This window comes from Peribacillus simplex NBRC 15720 = DSM 1321 (assembly GCF_002243645.1).
In the GTDB taxonomy this organism is placed as follows: domain Bacteria; phylum Bacillota; class Bacilli; order Bacillales; family DSM-1321; genus Peribacillus; species Peribacillus simplex.
In genome coordinates, this window is record NZ_CP017704.1 from 5,139,649 (window position 1) to 5,158,564 (window position 18,916).

Below are 18,916 nucleotides of genomic sequence, written 5' to 3' on the forward strand. Positions count from 1 at the left end.
TTTTATCACAAGGGTGTGTAGTAAAGTATGAAAGCAATCATTTTAGCGGGAGGACAGGGAACACGGTTTTGGCCTTTAAGTACAAAAGATAAGCCTAAACAGTTTCAAAAAATAATTTCAAACGAAACAATGCTTCAACAGACTTATCAAAGATTTCGAGAATGGCTTCCAGCTGAAAAGGTGTTTGTAGTAACAACTGAGAAATATTTGAAACTTGTAAAAGAACAATTACCAGAGATTCATAGGGAAATGATTATATTGGAACCAGATCAAAGAGATACAGCTCCATGCATTGCACTGACCGCTCTACATTTTTTAGAAAAAAATGATGACGAGGTATTGGTTATATCCCCTTCTGATCAGTATATTCAAGGCAGTAAACCCCTTCAGAATGCAATTAATTTAGCAGAAACTATAGCTGACCGTGAAAATGCAATCATTACACTTGGTGTTAACCCTATAAACCCTGAAACTGGATATGGGTATATTCGCACAAAACCCAACGCTCAATTTTATTCATCCGTTTATCAGGTAGAAGCATTTATTGAAAAGCCAGACATTAGAACGGCAGAAAAGTTGTTGCTTGAAGAAAATGTATATTGGAACACAGGCATTTTTATTTGGAAACCTTCAACAATTTCATCATATTATAAAAAACTGCAACCAGAGATGTGGGAACTTATAAACAATAAAGAAGTAGACTTAAAAACAGCTTATTTAATGATTCCAAAAGTGTCTGTCGATTATGCAATCATAGAAAAAGCAGATAATCTTTATACCATACCAGTAAACTTTGTCTGGGATGACTTAGGTGTATGGACCTCTTTGGAACGTGTTGAAACAGCTGACAAAAATAATAATTATCAAAAAGGTGATGTTACTACGTCTTCTACTGAAAATTGTATTGTCTACACTGATCGTAAGACGCTCTTAATTGGAGTAGAGGACTTAATTGTAGTTTCAACAGAAGAGGGAATATTGGTTTGCCACAAATCAGAGGAACAAACTATAAAAAAGCTATTAAATAACGAATACTTCCCGGATAAATCATCCAAAGATGAATAGGAAACATCAATAATAATTGATTTACGATGATAATAACGGAGGGCTAACTTATGAAAACAGCATTAATAACAGGAATTACAGGCCAGGACGGCTCATATTTGGCAGAACTGTTATTAGAACAAGGTTATAAAGTTTATGGATTAAAAAGAAGAACAGCTACCCCGAATCTTGAAAATATCAAATCTTTAATAAATGAAATTGATTTTATATCAGGTGATCTTCGCGATATTACATCTTTGACTGAAGCAGTGCAATTAGCAAAACCCGACGAAATTTATAACTTAGCAGCACAATCCTTTGTCGGAGATTCATGGCGTCAGCCAATCTATACGGGAGAGGTGACGGGACTCGGAGTAACGAACATGCTTGAGGCAATCCGTCAAGCAAAACCAGATGCACGTTTTTATCAGGCATCGAGTAGTGAAATGTTTGGGAAAGTACTTGAAACGCCACAAAAAGAAACAACGCCATTCTACCCTAGAAGCCCTTATGGTGTGGCAAAGGTTTATGGTCACTGGATTACTGTGAACTATCGAGAAAGTTACGATATGTATGCTTGCTCTGGAATTTTGTTTAATCATGAATCACCTCGCCGAGGAATAGATTTTGTTACCAGGAAAGTTACTGATGCCGTTGCCAAAATAAAGCTTGGAATTCAAGATAAATTGCATCTAGGAAATATAGATTCAAAACGCGATTGGGGTTTTGCAGGAGATTATGTTAAAGCTATGTGGCTTATGCTGCAGCAAGATGAACCAGATGATTATGTTATTGCAACTGGAGAAACCCATACTGTTAAAGAATTCGTAGAAATAGCTTTTGAACATGTTGGTTTAAACTGGCAAGAACATGTTGTTCAAGACCCACAGTTCATGAGACCTGCAGAGGTTGATATATTGTTAGGAGATCCTTCAAAAGCAAAACAAAAATTAAAATGGGAGCCTCAAATAAACTTTGAACAACTGGTAAAGATGATGGTAGATCAGGACCTCGAAAATTATCATTAAAAATCATTTCTCCATTTTTAACTGTTTCCGGCACATTATGAAAATAATACAGATATTCATTAGATTTAACTTAGTTTTTTGTCCTACATTTCGTCTTTTTATATAAAGGTAATGGGATTCCTGGAATGACATACCTTGTTTGTCGTTAAAAAAATCGATTGCGCAATAGGAAAAAGGTTGGGGGAACAGCCTATGTATTTTAAAGGAAAAGATCATGTAGTAGTTCAACCAATATTTGAGAACATTCGCAACTCCTTCACGTATGAGTTTTGGATTAAACCAAACGAGTCTCATAAAATAGTCGATGAAACTATAAATGGAATTAGTGGACTATCCGGTCAAAGATACTTAATTGGGCCAGCGCATGCTTTAACCTGGGAGAGCGCAGGGGTAGGGGTATCCATCGGTACCAATGGTGTAACGGTATTTGAACATACCTCTTCACATCTCCCAGCCTTATTGGTAGATGAAATACAGATAACAGATTGGACACATGTTGCAATTGTTTATGAAGATAAAACACCATCCTTGTTTATCAATGGTGAGTTTAAGAGCAAGGGCTTAAGCAGTAGTAAAAATAATGTTTATGCTTCCGGTCATATTGGCGGCTATGATCCATATGGTTTTTATATTGGATACATTAAGGATATAAAACTTTGGGACTATTCTAGAACTGAAAAGGAAATTAAAGAAGGAATGCATGAGATATTGACCGGGGAAGAAGAGGGATTATTTAGATATTGGTGGTTTCATAATAATATAACAATTAGCCCTCCCAACCTTATCAATAATTTTATTTTGACCGCCCTCCCAAGTAAACATATTTGACGAAAAACTATAGGAGACAGTTATACAATATGTATTTAATTTAAAGCCTTGCCCGATATGTATCTTCTTTGAATGACAATTCCCCCTCAGCTAATATTGAAACTATATTAAAAGTTTTGAGATTGTAGCTAAAGTATCCAAGCAAACAGTTAAATGGTTCATATATATATATAATAAGCCAAGATTTTTACTCTTAAATAATAAACAGAAAAAAACGGCTTACACTTATATATTGAATATCTTTTCACTGTAGATTTCTTATACCTAAAGATGAAAGTAGGGGGAATATGTATTCTAAACCGATAGTTTTCACTGACTATCACCACGGATCTTTATTATTGAGTTTAATACTGTTGTTCGAAAGACGGCTCGGTGGTAGTGTTTTTACACCTTTTGGCACCGATTGGTATAATCAAGGTTTTTGGAAAGTATTAGACCTTCCAGGTACGGTAAATCAATTCCTGAATGTAAGTACCGCAGTTCCTTTGGAGACGAATAATTCGATATATGTATACCCCGATGCAGGGTTCACCAATAAAGCTATAACTTTAGAGGGTTTCTATCAAATGCCAGTTGATATCGTAATTGCTTCTATACCTGCCCATATTACACCCTTTAAACGTCTTTGTAAAAGCCATCCTAATAAACCGAAGTTAATCTACCAAATAGGAAACGCTTGGAATGTTGAAGCAGGACTTGCAACAAATATTATGGCGAGTAGCGAAATAAAAGGCGTACCAAAAAACTTAAACTTTATTTCATATCATCAGGAATTTGATCTATCGGTTTATTATCCTGATTTTTCTTATCCGAATAAAAATATTTCTTCTTTTGTAAATTGTTTTACTACTTCGGAAGGATTTGCCTCAGATTGGACTTTTTATTCCTCCGATTGGGCGTTATTCGAGACGGTGGAAAAGCTGATGTCAGATTGGACTTTTAAAAGCTATGGCAGTGTATGTCGTGACGGCTATGCCACTGGTCCCGATGAAGTTGCGAACCGAATGAGAGAGTCCCGATTTATTTGGCATACTAAATTTGGTGGTGACGGGTACGGTCATATCATTTATAACTCTGCTGCAGTTGCAAGACCAATGATTGTTAAGATGGAATATTATAGAGACAAACTAGGAAAAGAGCTAATGATAGACGGTAAAACTTGTATTGCCATAGACGGATTGAGTCCTCAAGAGGTGGTCAATAAAATACTTTACTATTCAGATGAAAAACGTTATTCCGATTTATGTAAAAATGTATATAAGAACTTTAAAACAAAGGTCGATTTTGATCGTGAGGAAAGAGTTCTGCGGAAATTTATTGATAGCTTGAGATAATCTAATCGTTTAAATGGAAGTATTTCTTACATTCTGAATAGTAAAGTTGGTAAAAAACACAATTTAAGACTAAAGGAGAGGATTATATCGACTTTAAAACCCATTGTTTTTACAGATTTTCATCACCCTGCTCTTCTAAATAGTCTCATTTTATTGTTTGAAAAACGACTGGGTGGGACTGTATTTCGCCCAATTGGGACTGAATGGAATTCTAAGGGCTTTTGGAAAGCACTTGTATGTCCGGATCCAGTTAAAATCTACCTAGAGATCGGTACGCCAATGCATAACCAGGTTGTTCGTTACTTCAATGTAAACAATCCGGGGACTTCTAGTTTGCCTGCTTATTTATGCCAAGATGATAGTGGTTTTATCAACAAAGCTATTACCTTAGATACTTTTTTTCAAATACCTGTTGATATTGTCATTGCTTCTTTACCTGCGCATATTGAACCGTTTACACACCTTTGCAAAATCCACCCCAATAAACCAAAGTTAATCTACCAAATTGGCAACGCGTGGCCGATTGAAGCTGGACTTGCGCCGAACGTTATGGCAAGTGCGTTAATTAATGACTTACCAAACCACATCCACTTTATTTCATACCACCAGGAATTTGACATTTCCATTTTCTATCCTGACTTTTCCTACCCTGGTCAAAATATTTATTCATTTGTTAATTGTTTTAACGCAATAGAAGCTTATGACCCCGACTGGCAGTTATTCGAGTCGGTGGAAAAGCTAATGCCAGATTGGAATTTTAAGAGCTATGGTGGTCTGTGTCGAGACAACCGGGTGGATGGGTTTGGTAAAGTTGCTAAGCGAATGAGAGAGAGCCGTTTTATTTGGCATACAAAATATGGAGGGGATGGATACGGCCATGTTGTTTATAACTCAGCAGCCGTAGCAAGGCCAATGATTGTTAAGATGGAATACTATCAAGACAAATTAGGAAGAGAGCTCATGATAGACGGTGAAACTTGCCTTGCCATAGACGGATTGAGCCCTCAAGAGGTGGTCAATAAAATCCTTTACTATTCAGACGAAAAACGATATGCAACGCTATGCAAAAATGTGTACAAAATTTTTAAGGAAAAGGTCGATTTCGATAAAGAGGAGAACGCAATGCAAAGCTTTATAAATGGTTTAATCTGAACCCAAAAATGTGATAAAAAAGGATTTTAGTCTCAAATTTAGTACATTAGACGGCTGAAGATGAACGAAATAGCCGAAAAAAATACCAATCTAGGTATATTACACTTTGGTAAATTTAATCTTTCCTATTTACGGTTATCTATACCATTATCTTTGGATGGAAAAGACCTATTGATCAGTATTCAACAAATCGTTTAGAAAGGAGTAGTTGAATGAAATATATTGTTGGCATTCCTTATGTTAACCGTCTAGATTTACTGCAGAAAGCAATAGAAAGCATTAAACCCTATTGGGACCATACCCTGATCATTGATAATTCTGACGACAGGGATTTGAGGGGGCATGAACTGTCTTCAAAGGTTCGAATCTATGAACCACCTGTGCCACTTACATTCACTCAGTCGATGAATTATATAATTCGCTTAGCCGAAGAAAAGGGATGCGACATTTGGATGTACATGCATAGTGACGCAGAAGCTCATGAAGGGACTCCTGAAGCCTTTCTTTCAATTGTTGAATCACTGTTGAGAGAAGACAGGAAATGGGCAGTAGCTTTAACCTTAGGAGATACTTTAGCAGCCTACAATATGGATGCTCAAAAGGAAATAGGATATTATGACACGATTATTAGGGATTACTTTGCTGATACTGACTACTACTATCGAATGGAACTTGCTGGTTACGAACGGGTTTTTACTCCTTTATCTGAGAAAATGTCTCACTTCCAAAGTGCTACAATCAACTCTGACATTAGGAGAGCCTTCATCAATACCATTACTTATCCACAGGCTCAAGCTTACTATGAACTTAAGTGGGGGGGACCACACACGCTTGAAAAATATAAAACGCCTTTTAACCGTTAATGATACATCAAATCATTTGTAAATAATGTTGTTCCATTTTTTGTAACAACAGAGATTACTATTTATTAAAAATAGTAATTTTAATGGAATGGAGGTTTTCAAGTGTGACAAATATTATTGAAGAATTTGATAAATATTATTATAACAGTTTGGTATGGGCACATGATACTAAATGGCTAGATACACCGATTGCAAAACTACCGCTATAAATTTCTTTTTTCGTTTCATCCTCGCGGCTTTCTAAAGAAGATAAAATAGAAAAGCTTTTAAATCTAATGACCTTGAATTATCAATAACACGAAAATACTTGCTGGAAAAGATTTTTGCCTGTAACAGAGAAATAAAAAAAATATAGAGGTGATATTAATGCATCGTTTTTGGGAGACCAATATAAGGCCAATATTGACTGGTATGAATATTAAAAAATTGGTGGAAATAGGTGCTCATTCAGGAGCAAATACGGTAAAACTTCTGGAATATTGTAGAGAAACTAATGGAAAACTTTTCGTGATCGATCCTAAACCTTTATTTGATGCCAATACATTGACTAGTCAATATGGAAGCGAATTATATTTGATAAAAAACCTTAGTCTGAATGTCCTTCCATTTTTAACAGATTATGATGCAGTGCTTCTGGATGGTGATCATAATTGGTACACTGTTTACCATGAATTAAAGATGATTGAACAGAACGCAATCAATCGAGGGAAATTTCCACTAGTATTTGTACATGATATCGAATGGCCATATGCAAGACGTGATTTGTATTATTCACCGGAATCTATTCCTGAGCCATTTAGAAAGCCGTACGCCAAAAAAGGAATGTTACCAGGTTTATCAGAACTTATAGAAAATGATGGAGTGAATTTCGTTTTAAATAATGCGCTTTATGAAGGCGGAGAGCGTAATGGAGTGTTGACTGCAGTTGAGGATTTTCTAAAAGAAACAGAGTTGCCCATTAGCTTTTATCAAGTTAGTGGTTCAAATGGTCTTGGTATACTTGTACCATCCGATATTTCAATGGATGAATATATTACCTTTTAATAGTAACAAACTATTTAATCACAGTCATTAAAGTCTGAAAGGAACAAAAACAACATGCGACATCTGGTTGAAAGTACCGAATTTCGCATGTTGTTATAGCATTTTATAGTAGTATGACCAGTTATTTTGCAAAATGGACAACTATATTTTCTCAAGAACGACTAATTTTCATACCTAATATGACAAAGAATTACAGGCATACTCTAAAAAGATTTGAGTTTCTATTTTTGTGTATCGTGACGTAAATTCTATGGTGGAGTAAATTTATAAGAAAAGTGTTCAGTGTGAAATATGCAACTCTTTTGGAGTTAAATCTGGAATGAATTTTACTGAATACAAAACATTATGGATTTGGATTGTTTCAGAAAGTCCGATTGCAAATAGATAATCCTAATCGTTCTTGAATGGAAAGGAGAAATAATAACTAATATGAGTGAGATATTAAAAGATAATAAACAAAAAATTGTAGTTTATACTGCAATTTCAAATAATTATGATAGCTTAAGGCTTCCTATAACAGAATCAAAAGACATTGATTTTATATGCTTTACTGATAACGACCATTTAAAATCAGACAAATGGAAGATTATCAAGATTGAGGATCAAAATCTCGATCCCGTTCGACTTGCAAAAAAAGTAAAAGTATTGCCGCATTTGTTTTTATCAGAGTATGATTTTAGCTTTTGGGTAGATGCTAATTTTCTTATTACTCATGATTTAAATGAACTGTTTAATACCTATTTGAACAAAGAGCAAATTGCATGTTTTCAACATCCTTATAGAAATTGTATTTACGAGGAAGCGGAAGCCTGTAAAGATCTAAAAAGAGACAAAAAAAGTATTATAGAAAAACAGATGTCAAAGTATCAATCATTAAAATATCCTGAAAAGAATGGATTAATATCCTCAGGGGGAATTCTAAGACAACACAATGATCCAAAAATAATAAAACTCTCTGAGGATTGGTGGAAAGAGATAGTCCAATTTAGTATAAGAGACCAGTTAAGTTTTAATTATGCAGCTTGGAAAAATAAAATTCAGTATACGGTCATTAATGAAAGTATTGAAAATAATAAATACTTTAAAATTAAAGGACATCAAAAAACATATTATTTCCAAGATTAACTTTGTTATAGGAAAGATTTCGTATTCTCAGTGTTTAACGTTTTAATGGTCGTCTATGCTATTAAATTATTTCAATATTGAAATTGAATTTATTAATAAGATTATTATCTGAAAATAAGATTAAATCGATATGAACTTCATCTTGATTAAAATGGGACTTTAGTGTTTGCATGTCTAATCTATTAAATTGAATTAAATTTTGGGAAGATTTTAAATATAAGACTTTAAATTGATTATTTAATTGGGATAAAAAAGCATTTACATCTGTCCCTGCCGTCTCTAAAAAAGAAGTATTTATTTCAGTAAATCCAATACATGAACCACATGAGTTAATAATGTTCTTCATCCCTGTTAGTACTTTTTCTTCATATCCTTCGACATCTATTTTGAAAAGCATCGATTTATTATTTAGGACCGTGTTATTAAATAATGAATCGATTGTAATAGCTTTTATTTTGTCTTTTTTTAATAAATGATCCGGGAAAATAGGTACCGCCGAAGAATTTCCAGACCAACTTTTATGAATATAAAAGTCGATTTCCTTATCTTCCTTATCAGATGCTAATTTATGAATTAATTCTATTTGCTTTACATTCGGATGCTCTATTCTTGATTTTTCTAAATATGGGAATAGTTCCTTATTAGCTTCGAAACCAATAATTCTTGAATGTTCTGGATATTTCATTGAAAATAATATTTCACCAAAATTCACACCAACATCTATTACTATTTGTGGTTTAAGAACCGTCACAGCTTTACACCATAAAGCTAATAAATCTTTGTGTAAAGTCCCTGATTGTAGTAAAAAATTCCCTCTTGCATCATTGGGGTTCACATAAAATCCACAATGTGAATCTCCATTTATTATTTTTTTCATGACTTATCACTCTTTCTTAATAAATTGATAATCAATAATAATTTCTAAGAAAAAAAACAATAATTATTTACTAAAATTTTAATTTATAGAAATATATTCTGTATGGATGTTCGGCAATTTTAGCATCCTATTCAAAAGGAAGGAATGCAAATGTTAAAAACCAATAGTAAAACAGTTGCTATCATTGGACTGGGATATGTGGGACTGCCTTTAAGTTTATTATTTCTGAGCAAAAATTTTCAAGTTGTAGGAATAGATCTGGATATAGAAAAAATAAATAAATTAGAAGGTTTAACTGAGTTTCAAAAAAAGAAAGTTAAAGATGCATTGATTGCTAAAAAGTTCATAGCAACTTCTAACTATGATGCAGTAAGAGATGTTGACATTGTTGTGATTTGTGTCCCAACACCCCTAAACGAAAATGGGAAACCAAACTTGAGCTATATTATAGATGTTGGAAATAAGCTTCAGAAACGATTACAAAAAGGGCAATTAATCATTCTGGAAAGTTCATCGTATCCTGGCACTACAAGAGATGTGTTAACACCCATCTTAGAAAAAAGCGGGTTAATGGTGGGAAAAGATATATTTGTATCTTATTCACCTGAAAGAATTGATCCTGGTAATCTTCAATATAAAATTGAAGAAATTCCAAAAATCATTAGTGGAATGAGCAATGAATGTCTAAATAAGGCAGAGCAAATATACTCTAAAGTCTTTGATCATGTAATAAAGGTTTCATCACCAGAAATAGCTGAAATGGCAAAAATTTTAGAAAACAGCTATCGTTTTATTAATATCTCTTTTATTGATGAAATGGCAATACTATGTGACTATCTTAAAATAGATATTTGGGAAGTAATTGAAAGCGCAAGTACAAAACCTTTTGGTTTTTCACCATTCAATCCAGGACCAGGTATAGGGGGGCATTGTATTCCTGTTGACCCATTGTTTTTACAGTGGAAGCTAGAAGAGACAGGTATGAAGTCAGAGTTTATTGGTTTAGCAGAAATGGGAAATGAAAAAATTCAAAATCACATTGTTTCTCAAATAGAAAAAATAAATGATAATACTTTAGTGAATAAAGAAATATTGATATGTGGTGTAACTTATAAAAAAGATTCAAAAGATATAAGAAATTCCCCTGCCATTCAAATTATTGAATCTTTATTAAGGAGAGGTGCCACAGTATCCTTTTATGATCCATTTATTAATGAATTAATTTTAAGTAATAAAATTCATTTGATTTCCACTCCTATTACAAAGAAAATATTAAATAAAGCTGATTGTGTAATAATTCTCACTGATCATTCCTCATTGCCAATAGATAATATACTTAAATTTTCTAAACTCATTTATGATACTAGAAATATGACCTCCAACTTAATAGGAGAGGCTAAAGTTATTCGTCTCGGAGGAGGAGAGTGGTTATAAATGGACTGTAAGGTTGGAGGAAAGAAGGTAGGTCCCAAAAGGTTTTGGGACCCTATTGTATATTATCCCCCATTAATGATGTAAAACCTCTATAGATGGAATAACACATAAAATTATAATATTTAGTAGTGCTTATCGTCCATCCCTACATATCTGAAAACATAAAAAGCCATTTTGGATAAGACAAATTAGGTTATCTTCTGTCAGATTTAGTTCATCAATTACTGCTGTCACATCGGGTACAAGTGAATTCCCGTAGTCGTGCCAACAAATAATTCCACCTTGACGTATTGATTGCCGAGCTAAAAAGGTATCTAAAAAAACCCCTTCTTTTGAATGATCACCGTCAATTAGTATCAAATCTGCAGTAGGTAAATCGTCGGCTGTTAAATCTCTCGTCCCATTGGGTTTTAAAATTAGTTCTACTCGAGGATCATCTTTAACTAACTCCCCAGCCATTTGAGGGACTTCTCCTTGTTGTAGAGATAGTGTAGTCTGAGAATCAGGTGTAAGGTCAATACCAATATATTTTTCTATCCAGGGACTATTTTCTAATATAATTTTCGCTGTTTCTCCTCGTTGAATACCGATTTCTATTACTGTTTTCAAACGAAATGTTCTCGAGAATGCAAGTATTGGTTCAACATCCGCCCCCATAAAAATAGGTGGCTCTCCATCGAATGTACCACTACCAAAAATGTCAAAAAAAGTACTTCTATCTATAATACTCATAATCTACCTCCAGTCCATTTACCGAATGTGATGTCATTTCAACTAATATAAGATGTTTATTTCTTAGGTACCCTTTAATTCATCTATTTCAATATGTGTTAGCAAACTTGTATTAGTGTATGCGGAATCTAAAGCAAACATAACATCCAATAACAAAAACAAAGGTTCCTAAGTGTATTTGAAAAAACATACTTTTAAATAGGATTGAATAGATTGATATATACGGACTTTTGAGTAATTAATTTGAAAACACTTGAATGTTTTGAATTTTTAGGTATATAAAACATTAAAAATATATTCCGAAAAGTATCAAAGTTAAGGAAAGAAGGGTAGAATATGCGCATTTTATATATTTCTGTTCATGAGGTATTAGAGTATGATGAGTTAAAAATATTTAATGAATTGGGTTACGAATGTTTCTCTCATGGCGCTTATAGTCGACCTCATATAGGAAGTTCACTTCGCCCACCTATCCCTGAGATGAATTATGATTCCAACTTCGCAGATTTGGTTGATCTTTCCCCTAACAAAGATAATCTTGATCCGAAAATTATTGAAGATAAGGATATTATTATCATTATGCATTCACCTTCAATTGTGGTTAATAATTGGGAAAAGATTAAGCATAAACGGGTTATCTGGAGATCAATAGGGCAGTCTGTATCTTCAGTTGAACAGGTACTGAAGCCTTATCGGGAGCAAGGTTTAGAGATTGTCCGCTATTCACCAAGAGAAAAAATGATTCCCGGATACCTTGGTGAAGACGCAATAATACGCTTTTACAAAGATCAATTGGAGTATAATGGATGGAATGGTAAAAATAATCAAATAATGGCTCTGAATCAGTCAATGAAACACAGAGCAGTTGATTGTAATTACGATTTTTTTCATGAAACATGTAAAGGATTTCCGGTAAAATTATTTGGTGGAGGAAATGAGGGATTACCAGAAAGTGCTGGGATGATAACATATGAACAACTAAAGCAGGAGATGAAGGAAAACCGTATTTTTTTCTATACAGGAACGCAAGTAACGAGTTATACTCTTGGCTTTATTGAAGCGTTCATGACGGGAATTCCAATAGTTTCAATTGGAGAAAAACAGGGTAACCATCAATTTTATAAACAACAAACCTTTGAAATTCAAGATATTATTGAAAATGGTAAGGAAGGATATGTATCAGATAATATTTCAGAGTTAAAAATGTATATAGGGGAACTATTGAATAACCACAAACTTGCTAAAGAAATTAGTGATCGTGCCAGAATAAAAGCGATAAATTTGTTTGGGAAAGATAATATTAAAAATCAGTGGAGTCAATATTTAAGTAAAATTTGATAATTTTGAAATCAATAAAAAGTTTATTCTGTAAGGTGTGATATTAACTACTTAGCCAAGATGTAGGGGAATTTAGATGCGTGTGATAAATGTAATATAATTTGATCCGAGTTGTATTTAAATAAGCTTAAATAAGGAGAAATATAAAATGATAGAACCATCAGGAATTACTTGGGTAGGACCAATAGGTGATATCGGTGGATACGGAAATGTTTCTAGAAATTATTTAAGAGCATTGAAATATATAGGTCTTCCAGTACTAATTAACTTAAATGGCTCAATTGAAAAAGAACTTGGAAATGATGATAAGGAATTGCTGTCCAATTACCGATATATCCGGAGGCCAGATAATAACTTAGGCCAGTCTTCAATACTATTTATTCATGGAACACCAGAGAATTTTGTTAATGGTAACAAATTTGGTTTTAAAAAAAGGATTGGAATAACCATTTTTGAAACGGATCGTATCCCAATGAATTGGGTTAATTTATGTAATACAATGGATGAAATTTGGGTACCTACTCAATTTAATTACCGGACGTTTACAGAATCTGGTGTTGATCCATCGAAAATAAAAGTTATCCACTATCCAATTGATTATACAAAATACGATCAAATATTTCCCCCATATCCTTTTCCACCACAAGTAAAATCCTTTAGATTTTTATACACTATAGCCTTTGATTTTCGTAAAGGTCTAGATTTGCTTATCCCAAGTTTTTGTGAAGAATTTTCAAATGAGGAAGATGTTAGTCTTATTTTAAAGATTTACGTCCCTAGTTGGAATCAAGAAAATGAGTATTTAAAAGTAATATCTTCATATATTCCCGTTAAAGAAAATAATCCCCATATCCATTTCATTATTGAAAAAATGCCTCAGGAAACACTTTTATCCTTATATTCAAGCTGTAGTTGTTATGTTTCTACTGAGAGGGCTTGCGGTTGGGGAATGCCACAGATGGAAATGATGGCTATGGGAAAACCAGTTATTTCTATAAATTGGGGTGGAGTTACAGAATTCATGAATAATAGTAATTCTTTTCTTATTCAACCAGAGCCGGAATTAGAACCTGTTCATAATGAACTCCAAAAGACAAGACCTGAATTTTATTTAGGACATAAATGGGCGAAAGTTTTGAAACAAAATGTAAAGAAAGTTATGCGTGAAGCTTTTGAAAACCATATAAAAAGAGAAGAAGTTTCTACAAAGGCAAAACAAGACATGAAAAATAAATTCTCATTTCAGAGTATTTCAAATCAAATTAAAGAGAGATTATAATAGTGAAAAAAGTAAACGACTCTTAAAGGGTCTTTAATAATACGGAAAACACGTAATAACTATTATTGTCAGGTCTAAAGTTCTCTTTTTTACTTAAAACCACAAAATTGATAAGAATTGATAATACGAATATTGAACTAAATATATACGTAGTGTAAGTGTGAGGAGTGCGAAATTTTTTCAAAATTGAATCATTCTACTATTATTGAACTTTATGAAATAAAGAAGTGGTTTACAGCTTAGTTGAGGTGGGTGATATTCAAAGTGAAATTGAATGGGATCAATAAATTGAGCAGATGTGGCCATACATGGTACATCTGCTTTAATAATATTCCTAATTAGGTTTCGTAAATTTCAATAATCCTTTGAAGTATATTTGGTGAAAATTTCACCCACTGTTACTGATTACTTTCTTTGCTCAAGAGAAAAGTGGTTACCATCTAATTAACATAGGCCAAACCAAAATCAATGCATTACATACGAGTTTATTGATCTCTTTATTTTTGAAATCAATAGTTGTAGCAGCAAAGGACCTAGCACGGACGCCCAAGCTTATGGCTCGAGCGCTTTCATATAATAAAATGAGAACTTTATGACATTCAGATCTTTCCCACAGTTCGAAGCAATGAATATAAACCAAGTTATATTCAAAATTAAAAACTATAAGAGGTGAATAGAGAATGACTCCGATTGTATCGGTTATTTTAACAAGTTACAATAAACCACATACTATTGGTAAAGCCATTGAAAGCGTACTTTTACAGACATTAAACAACTGGGAACTTTTTATCATGGACGATAATTCCAATGAAGAAACAGTACAAAACATACGGAAATATATAAATAAGCCAAGAATACATTATTTTAACAGTAACATTCAAGATGGTGATAGATACAAAACAACAAGGTATGCAACATTAATTAATGAAGCGATTCCTAAGACAAGAGGAAAGTATCTTACTTATCTAACGGATGACAATTCATTTTTACCTTCACGCTTCGAAACGATGGTAAAAGAACTGAATCAAAATTCTTCTATAGAAATCGTATATTCACAGCAATTGGTGAAAACCATAAACGAATATGGAATAATTGAACAGGAAAAAGTTCGAAAAACATATGGAGTATTAAAGAACCCTGTGGGGTGGGTTGATCATTGTTCAATCATGCATACTCGTAACCTTGCAGAAAGAATATTCGAAGAATTTGGAAGCTACTGGAATGATGATCAAGCATACTGGTATAATGGGGATGCAGCTTTTTGGAGTCGTTTAACTAAATATAAGCCATTTCATCCTATTCCGGAAATTTTAGATATCGCGATTAAAGATGATAAATCATTCCAGAGGCTGTATACTCATTTGCCAAAGAGCATACCAAACGGAACTCTTGTGAGAGGGCCTTCCACTGAGACTTATATTATTGAAAATCAAGTACGGAGAAAGATTTTCCAAGAAGTGTTTACAAAATTAAAATATGATCCTAGTATGGTTGTGAAGATTCCGGATCCATTTCTTTTCAAATATAAAGAGGGAACACCAATCGACAGTCAGGTATTTATAAATTTTTTGCTTTTTCCTAATCAAAGACTCGTAAAGGCGCAAAATCATCCAGCTGTATTTTATCTACAAAATAATCATAAGCACCTCATTAAAAATGAAAAAACATTCAGTGATTTTAATCTTAGGTGGGATAAGATAATATCCACTGATGAACATTTATTAGCCCAATTACCAGATGGTTTGCCTATTGAGGAATTATCCGAAAGCACCCCTATTTTGCCAGATGGCACCCTATTTAAGCATGAAAACTATTACATTAGCCTGAAGAATTGTTTACATCCGATTGAAAAACAGGTAGCGATGAAGCTGAAGCTTCCGGTTACGAATCCAGTTAAAATGGACCATTCTTTGTTATCTAAATTTAAAACAGGAGAGCCTTTTGAGTGGGAGATTCTTTTTTGAAAATATAAAAGCCCTTCAAACGGGAATATAATGATGTTCCCGATTGAAAGGCTTTTCGCGTTCCACAGTTTCTTTAATCTCTTTAAGATCACTCATCTTCCATTTAAGAAGGAACTTTTTTTGGCTGTCTAGGATTATTTTATTCTGCAATGCTCTATTTAACCTAAAACTACTACTGCCATAATGATGAATAAAAACATCATTTGCTACCCATAGTTCCCTATTAGAAATTTGAGCTCTAATACTGAAATCTGCATCTTCAAAATACCCTGGGGAAAAGCGTTCATCAAGACCTCCAATCATATCAATCAAACTTCTTTTAAAGATCATGCAAAGGCCGCTTAAGTAGTCCACTTCATAACCTTGCTGATCATGCATTTGTGTCCATTCACTAGCGAATTTTTGCATTTGGTCCATTGTCTTGTAGGGAGCTGGAATAATTGCTTGATGTGAGACGATATTATTTGATCTCGGACCGACAATGCCAATGGAAGGATTTTTATTGAGTTGGCATAGTAGCCGGCATAACCATTCGTTTGTAACAACAGTATCATTGTTTAGAAGGACAATATTTTCTCCTCTTGCAATAGTAATGCCCTGATTGCATCCGCCGGAAAATCCTTTATTTTTTTTATTTGCAATTACCTTGGAGTTAGGAAGCGTTTTAAGAAATTCAACGGTCCCATCCGTAGACCCATTGTCAACTAAGATCAATTCAAAGTTTTCCTTGGTGTGTCGAAATATGCTCGATATGCATTCCTTTGTAAAAGCAAGACCATTTCGTGTAAGAATGATAATGGAGGTTAGTGGTGATGTATCAGGTGGATATTTATTACGCTTCAATTTTTTTCCTCCTACCTAGCAGCCCTACATAGTGTTAACAAAGGGCTAGATGTAATTAAGATGATCAAAACTACAAACCAGCGTTATTTGTTGGATCCCAAATGGTCGAAAGAACTATACCAAGGTCTGAAATTTATGAGGAAAGAGTAATTAGAGCAATAATTTTGGACATGGTCAATTATTCTTGTTAAATTTACCATTTATACTACCGATTTTTTTAACTTCAATATGTTTATGGGAATATAGATCCGGCTAATTCAGCGAAGAATTGTTAACTGTATGACGAATAGAAAAACTTTATTGATAATAACATTATATTCTTTTTAATCATAATCATGATGCTTCATGATACCCAATAAACGTAGGAATAAGCTTAAGTTAACCATAGCTCTGAAATGCGAGCCTCCATAGGAAAATCATTTATTTGTCTTATTCATTCTATTTTATAAATTGATTAGATTTAAATCCCATAAAGCTAGTGATTTATCCGTATATTTCATTTTTCCTTCTGTGCAATTTTCATTAATAACCAAGATAGGTTTGGGAAAGTTGAAGGGCTCGATCTCTAGATTAAGAGGGCGCCAGCTTCCTGTCCTTATTTCATGATTACATGTATGGTTTGTAAATGTAGTGGTTAATAAATATCTCGACTGGCTTGCTTTAAAATTGTTTAAAGCTAAATGAATATCAGTAAAGCTAAAATGTACAAGACAATCGCGACAGAGGATTAAATCCCCTGTAGGTATACGATCTTTTGTAATGTCCATATGAAAAAACTGCACATTGTTTAATGGATATTTTTTTTTATTTCTTTTTATTATCTCATCGACGATATCAATTCCAATATATAATTCAGTATTTTTGTATATTTCCTTCATCCAATTAAAATCACCACATGGTGCATCTATCATTTTTTTTATCTGTAATTGTTTTATTAAGCCTGGTAATTCCTGAATGAGTGTTTTGGTTTGAGTAAGTGATGAACCCGTGCCAGATACAGACTCAGAGTTTCCCCACATGTTTTTCTTATAAATATTTGTAAATATCTCTTTCATTTACATTCTCACCTTTCATCATTTTGATTTATTTAGAAAGGAATTATAAAAACAACATGACTCTCTTAGGGAGATAGGGCGGTCTGTAAAATCTAGAAATCTATATTAAATTTGGCAAAGTACCAATCATCATCATATTTTCGTTTTTGAAAGTAGGCCCGTCGCTGCTTTTTAACCCCATCAAGAATCACTTGGGATTCAATAGGGTTTGCCTTTATATGGATCATGAGTTTTTTACATTTTTGTATGCGATGAGTATTAAAATGAGAGAAGGCCATTCTTAATAAATTATAATAAACTTCATCATAGCTAACTTCATAGGGGTGAGCTTTTCTAAATAAATGTATTATTTTTACATCAGGCAGAACGTGGCAGCGAAATCCAAACAGCCATAGCTTAATAGAAAGCTCTACATCTTCATGTCCCCAAGTTTTAAATCCCGTTTCAAATCCGCCAACATCTTCAAACACTTTTTTTGAGATAATAAAACATCCTCCGGGTAATACGGCAGTTTCAAAGAGACCATTTTGTTTAGAATTCCATCTAATTCTAAGGTTTGATTTTAAGGTCATACCATAGCCAATGAAATCGGAGTTGCCAAACGAAGCGATTGCTGGAGTTACTGCATCTGATTTTCCTGTAAGTAAGGGATCTACAATATGATCAATCCACAAATCTTCAAATTGTAAATGAGCATCGCAAAAAATCAGGAATTCTCCAGAAGCTTTTGTTGCTCCTAAATTTCGTGCGTTAGCAGCTCCAATTCCTTCTGTTTGAAAAAGTTTAACCTGGTTTGCGTGTTTATAAGTATTAAGAAAATCGCAGCAATTATCTGATGATCCATCGTTTATAATAATCACTTCGAAGGAATAATGTGTTTCAACTGAAAATAATGAATCAAGAGTGTTTTTCACATTTTCCCCTTCATTTTTGGCTGGGAAAATTATTGAAATTAAAGGATGAGTTTTCACTTGAT

Annotated in this window: 17 protein-coding genes; 12 read left to right on the top strand and 5 right to left on the bottom strand. The window is 33.4% G+C overall.

Going from position 1 to position 18,916, the window contains the following annotated elements; all coding sequences use genetic code 11:
* Positions 1-27: 27 nt before the first annotated feature.
* From BS1321_RS24880 to BS1321_RS24920, 8 genes are all read left to right on the top strand, one after another.
* Complete coding sequence (locus BS1321_RS24880) at positions 28-1,065, top strand: mannose-1-phosphate guanylyltransferase (RefSeq protein ID WP_063236257.1); 1,038 nt, start codon at positions 28-30, stop codon at positions 1,063-1,065.
* A gap of 50 nt (positions 1,066-1,115) precedes the next feature.
* The gene (gmd, locus tag BS1321_RS24885; protein ID WP_063236258.1) at positions 1,116-2,072 is read left to right on the top strand and encodes a GDP-mannose 4,6-dehydratase; all 957 of its coding nucleotides are present in this window, start codon (positions 1,116-1,118) and stop codon (positions 2,070-2,072) included.
* A gap of 192 nt (positions 2,073-2,264) precedes the next feature.
* A complete protein-coding gene (locus BS1321_RS24895) occupies positions 2,265-2,900 on the top strand; it encodes a LamG-like jellyroll fold domain-containing protein (protein ID WP_063236260.1) in 636 nt (211 codons plus the stop codon).
* 287 nt (positions 2,901-3,187) lie between these two features.
* Complete coding sequence (locus BS1321_RS24900) at positions 3,188-4,234, top strand: hypothetical protein (RefSeq protein ID WP_063236261.1); 1,047 nt, start codon at positions 3,188-3,190, stop codon at positions 4,232-4,234.
* A 153-nt stretch (positions 4,235-4,387) separates the two neighbouring features.
* Entirely contained in the window at positions 4,388-5,386 is a 999-nt protein-coding gene (locus BS1321_RS24905; protein ID WP_155726544.1) for a hypothetical protein, read from the top strand.
* A 212-nt stretch (positions 5,387-5,598) separates the two neighbouring features.
* On the top strand, positions 5,599-6,249 hold the full coding sequence (locus BS1321_RS24910) for a glycosyltransferase family 2 protein (protein ID WP_063236263.1): 651 nt from the start codon (positions 5,599-5,601) through the stop codon (positions 6,247-6,249).
* Positions 6,250-6,615: 366 nt separating this feature from the next.
* Positions 6,616-7,293 carry a class I SAM-dependent methyltransferase gene (locus tag BS1321_RS24915; protein WP_063236264.1) on the top strand — a complete coding sequence of 226 codons (678 nt, stop codon included), beginning with the start codon at positions 6,616-6,618 and terminating at the stop codon, positions 7,291-7,293.
* A gap of 429 nt (positions 7,294-7,722) precedes the next feature.
* Positions 7,723-8,418 (top strand): glycosyltransferase domain-containing protein, encoded by a 696-nt coding sequence (locus BS1321_RS24920; RefSeq protein ID WP_063236265.1) that lies wholly within the window; start codon positions 7,723-7,725, stop codon positions 8,416-8,418.
* A gap of 61 nt (positions 8,419-8,479) precedes the next feature.
* On the opposite strand, the gene BS1321_RS24925 is transcribed toward BS1321_RS24920, so the two are convergent.
* Positions 8,480-9,295 carry an FkbM family methyltransferase gene (locus tag BS1321_RS24925; RefSeq protein WP_063236266.1) on the bottom strand — a complete coding sequence of 272 codons (816 nt, stop codon included), beginning with the start codon at positions 9,293-9,295 and terminating at the stop codon, positions 8,480-8,482.
* Positions 9,296-9,445: 150 nt separating this feature from the next.
* On the opposite strand from BS1321_RS24925, the gene BS1321_RS24930 reads away from it, so the two are divergent.
* Positions 9,446-10,729, top strand: coding sequence for a nucleotide sugar dehydrogenase (locus tag BS1321_RS24930; protein ID WP_063236267.1), 1,284 nt, complete (start codon positions 9,446-9,448; stop codon positions 10,727-10,729).
* A gap of 132 nt (positions 10,730-10,861) precedes the next feature.
* Here the strand turns inward: BS1321_RS24930 and BS1321_RS24935 are convergent, their stop codons facing one another.
* On the bottom strand, positions 10,862-11,461 hold the full coding sequence (locus tag BS1321_RS24935; protein WP_063236268.1) for a class I SAM-dependent methyltransferase: 600 nt from the start codon (positions 11,459-11,461) through the stop codon (positions 10,862-10,864).
* A gap of 336 nt (positions 11,462-11,797) precedes the next feature.
* Here BS1321_RS24935 and BS1321_RS24940 point away from each other — a divergent pair, with 336 nt between their 5' ends.
* The 3 genes from BS1321_RS24940 to BS1321_RS24950 all read left to right on the top strand — a co-directional run bounded on the left by BS1321_RS24940 (position 11,798) and on the right by BS1321_RS24950 (position 16,042).
* Positions 11,798-12,799: a glycosyltransferase gene (locus tag BS1321_RS24940; RefSeq protein WP_063236269.1), complete on the top strand. Its 1,002-nt coding sequence runs from the start codon at positions 11,798-11,800 to the stop codon at positions 12,797-12,799.
* A gap of 148 nt (positions 12,800-12,947) precedes the next feature.
* Positions 12,948-14,078, top strand: coding sequence for a glycosyltransferase (locus BS1321_RS24945; RefSeq protein WP_063236270.1), 1,131 nt, complete (start codon positions 12,948-12,950; stop codon positions 14,076-14,078).
* 680 nt (positions 14,079-14,758) lie between these two features.
* On the top strand, positions 14,759-16,042 hold the full coding sequence (locus BS1321_RS24950) for a glycosyltransferase family 2 protein (RefSeq protein WP_063236271.1): 1,284 nt from the start codon (positions 14,759-14,761) through the stop codon (positions 16,040-16,042).
* A 15-nt stretch (positions 16,043-16,057) separates the two neighbouring features.
* Here the strand turns inward: BS1321_RS24950 and BS1321_RS24955 are convergent, their stop codons facing one another.
* From BS1321_RS24955 to BS1321_RS24965, 3 genes are all read right to left on the bottom strand, one after another.
* Positions 16,058-16,885 carry a glycosyltransferase family 2 protein gene (locus tag BS1321_RS24955; protein ID WP_063236272.1) on the bottom strand — a complete coding sequence of 276 codons (828 nt, stop codon included), beginning with the start codon at positions 16,883-16,885 and terminating at the stop codon, positions 16,058-16,060.
* Positions 16,886-17,328: 443 nt separating this feature from the next.
* Positions 17,329-17,940 (bottom strand): class I SAM-dependent methyltransferase, encoded by a 612-nt coding sequence (locus BS1321_RS24960; RefSeq protein WP_063236273.1) that lies wholly within the window; start codon positions 17,938-17,940, stop codon positions 17,329-17,331.
* A gap of 92 nt (positions 17,941-18,032) precedes the next feature.
* A complete protein-coding gene (locus BS1321_RS24965; RefSeq protein WP_063236274.1) occupies positions 18,033-18,911 on the bottom strand; it encodes a glycosyltransferase family 2 protein in 879 nt (292 codons plus the stop codon).
* Positions 18,912-18,916 lie beyond the last annotated feature (5 nt).

Excerpts from the sequence above, each read along its gene's own strand:
- BS1321_RS24880 (WP_063236257.1), top strand. The coding sequence starts at position 28 with ATGAAAGCAATCATTTTAGCGGGAGGACAGGGAACACGGTTTTGGCCT.
- gmd (WP_063236258.1), top strand. The coding sequence starts at position 1,116 with ATGAAAACAGCATTAATAACAGGAATTACAGGCCAGGACGGCTCATAT.
- BS1321_RS24895 (WP_063236260.1), top strand. The coding sequence starts at position 2,265 with ATGTATTTTAAAGGAAAAGATCATGTAGTAGTTCAACCAATATTTGAG.
- BS1321_RS24900 (WP_063236261.1), top strand. The coding sequence starts at position 3,188 with ATGTATTCTAAACCGATAGTTTTCACTGACTATCACCACGGATCTTTA.
- BS1321_RS24910 (WP_063236263.1), top strand. The coding sequence starts at position 5,599 with ATGAAATATATTGTTGGCATTCCTTATGTTAACCGTCTAGATTTACTG.
- BS1321_RS24915 (WP_063236264.1), top strand. The coding sequence starts at position 6,616 with ATGCATCGTTTTTGGGAGACCAATATAAGGCCAATATTGACTGGTATG.
- BS1321_RS24920 (WP_063236265.1), top strand. The coding sequence starts at position 7,723 with ATGAGTGAGATATTAAAAGATAATAAACAAAAAATTGTAGTTTATACT.
- BS1321_RS24925 (WP_063236266.1), bottom strand. The coding sequence starts at position 9,295 with ATGAAAAAAATAATAAATGGAGATTCACATTGTGGATTTTATGTGAAC.
- BS1321_RS24930 (WP_063236267.1), top strand. The coding sequence starts at position 9,446 with ATGTTAAAAACCAATAGTAAAACAGTTGCTATCATTGGACTGGGATAT.
- BS1321_RS24935 (WP_063236268.1), bottom strand. The coding sequence starts at position 11,461 with ATGAGTATTATAGATAGAAGTACTTTTTTTGACATTTTTGGTAGTGGT.
- BS1321_RS24940 (WP_063236269.1), top strand. The coding sequence starts at position 11,798 with ATGCGCATTTTATATATTTCTGTTCATGAGGTATTAGAGTATGATGAG.
- BS1321_RS24945 (WP_063236270.1), top strand. The coding sequence starts at position 12,948 with ATGATAGAACCATCAGGAATTACTTGGGTAGGACCAATAGGTGATATC.
- BS1321_RS24950 (WP_063236271.1), top strand. The coding sequence starts at position 14,759 with ATGACTCCGATTGTATCGGTTATTTTAACAAGTTACAATAAACCACAT.
- BS1321_RS24960 (WP_063236273.1), bottom strand. The coding sequence starts at position 17,940 with ATGAAAGAGATATTTACAAATATTTATAAGAAAAACATGTGGGGAAAC.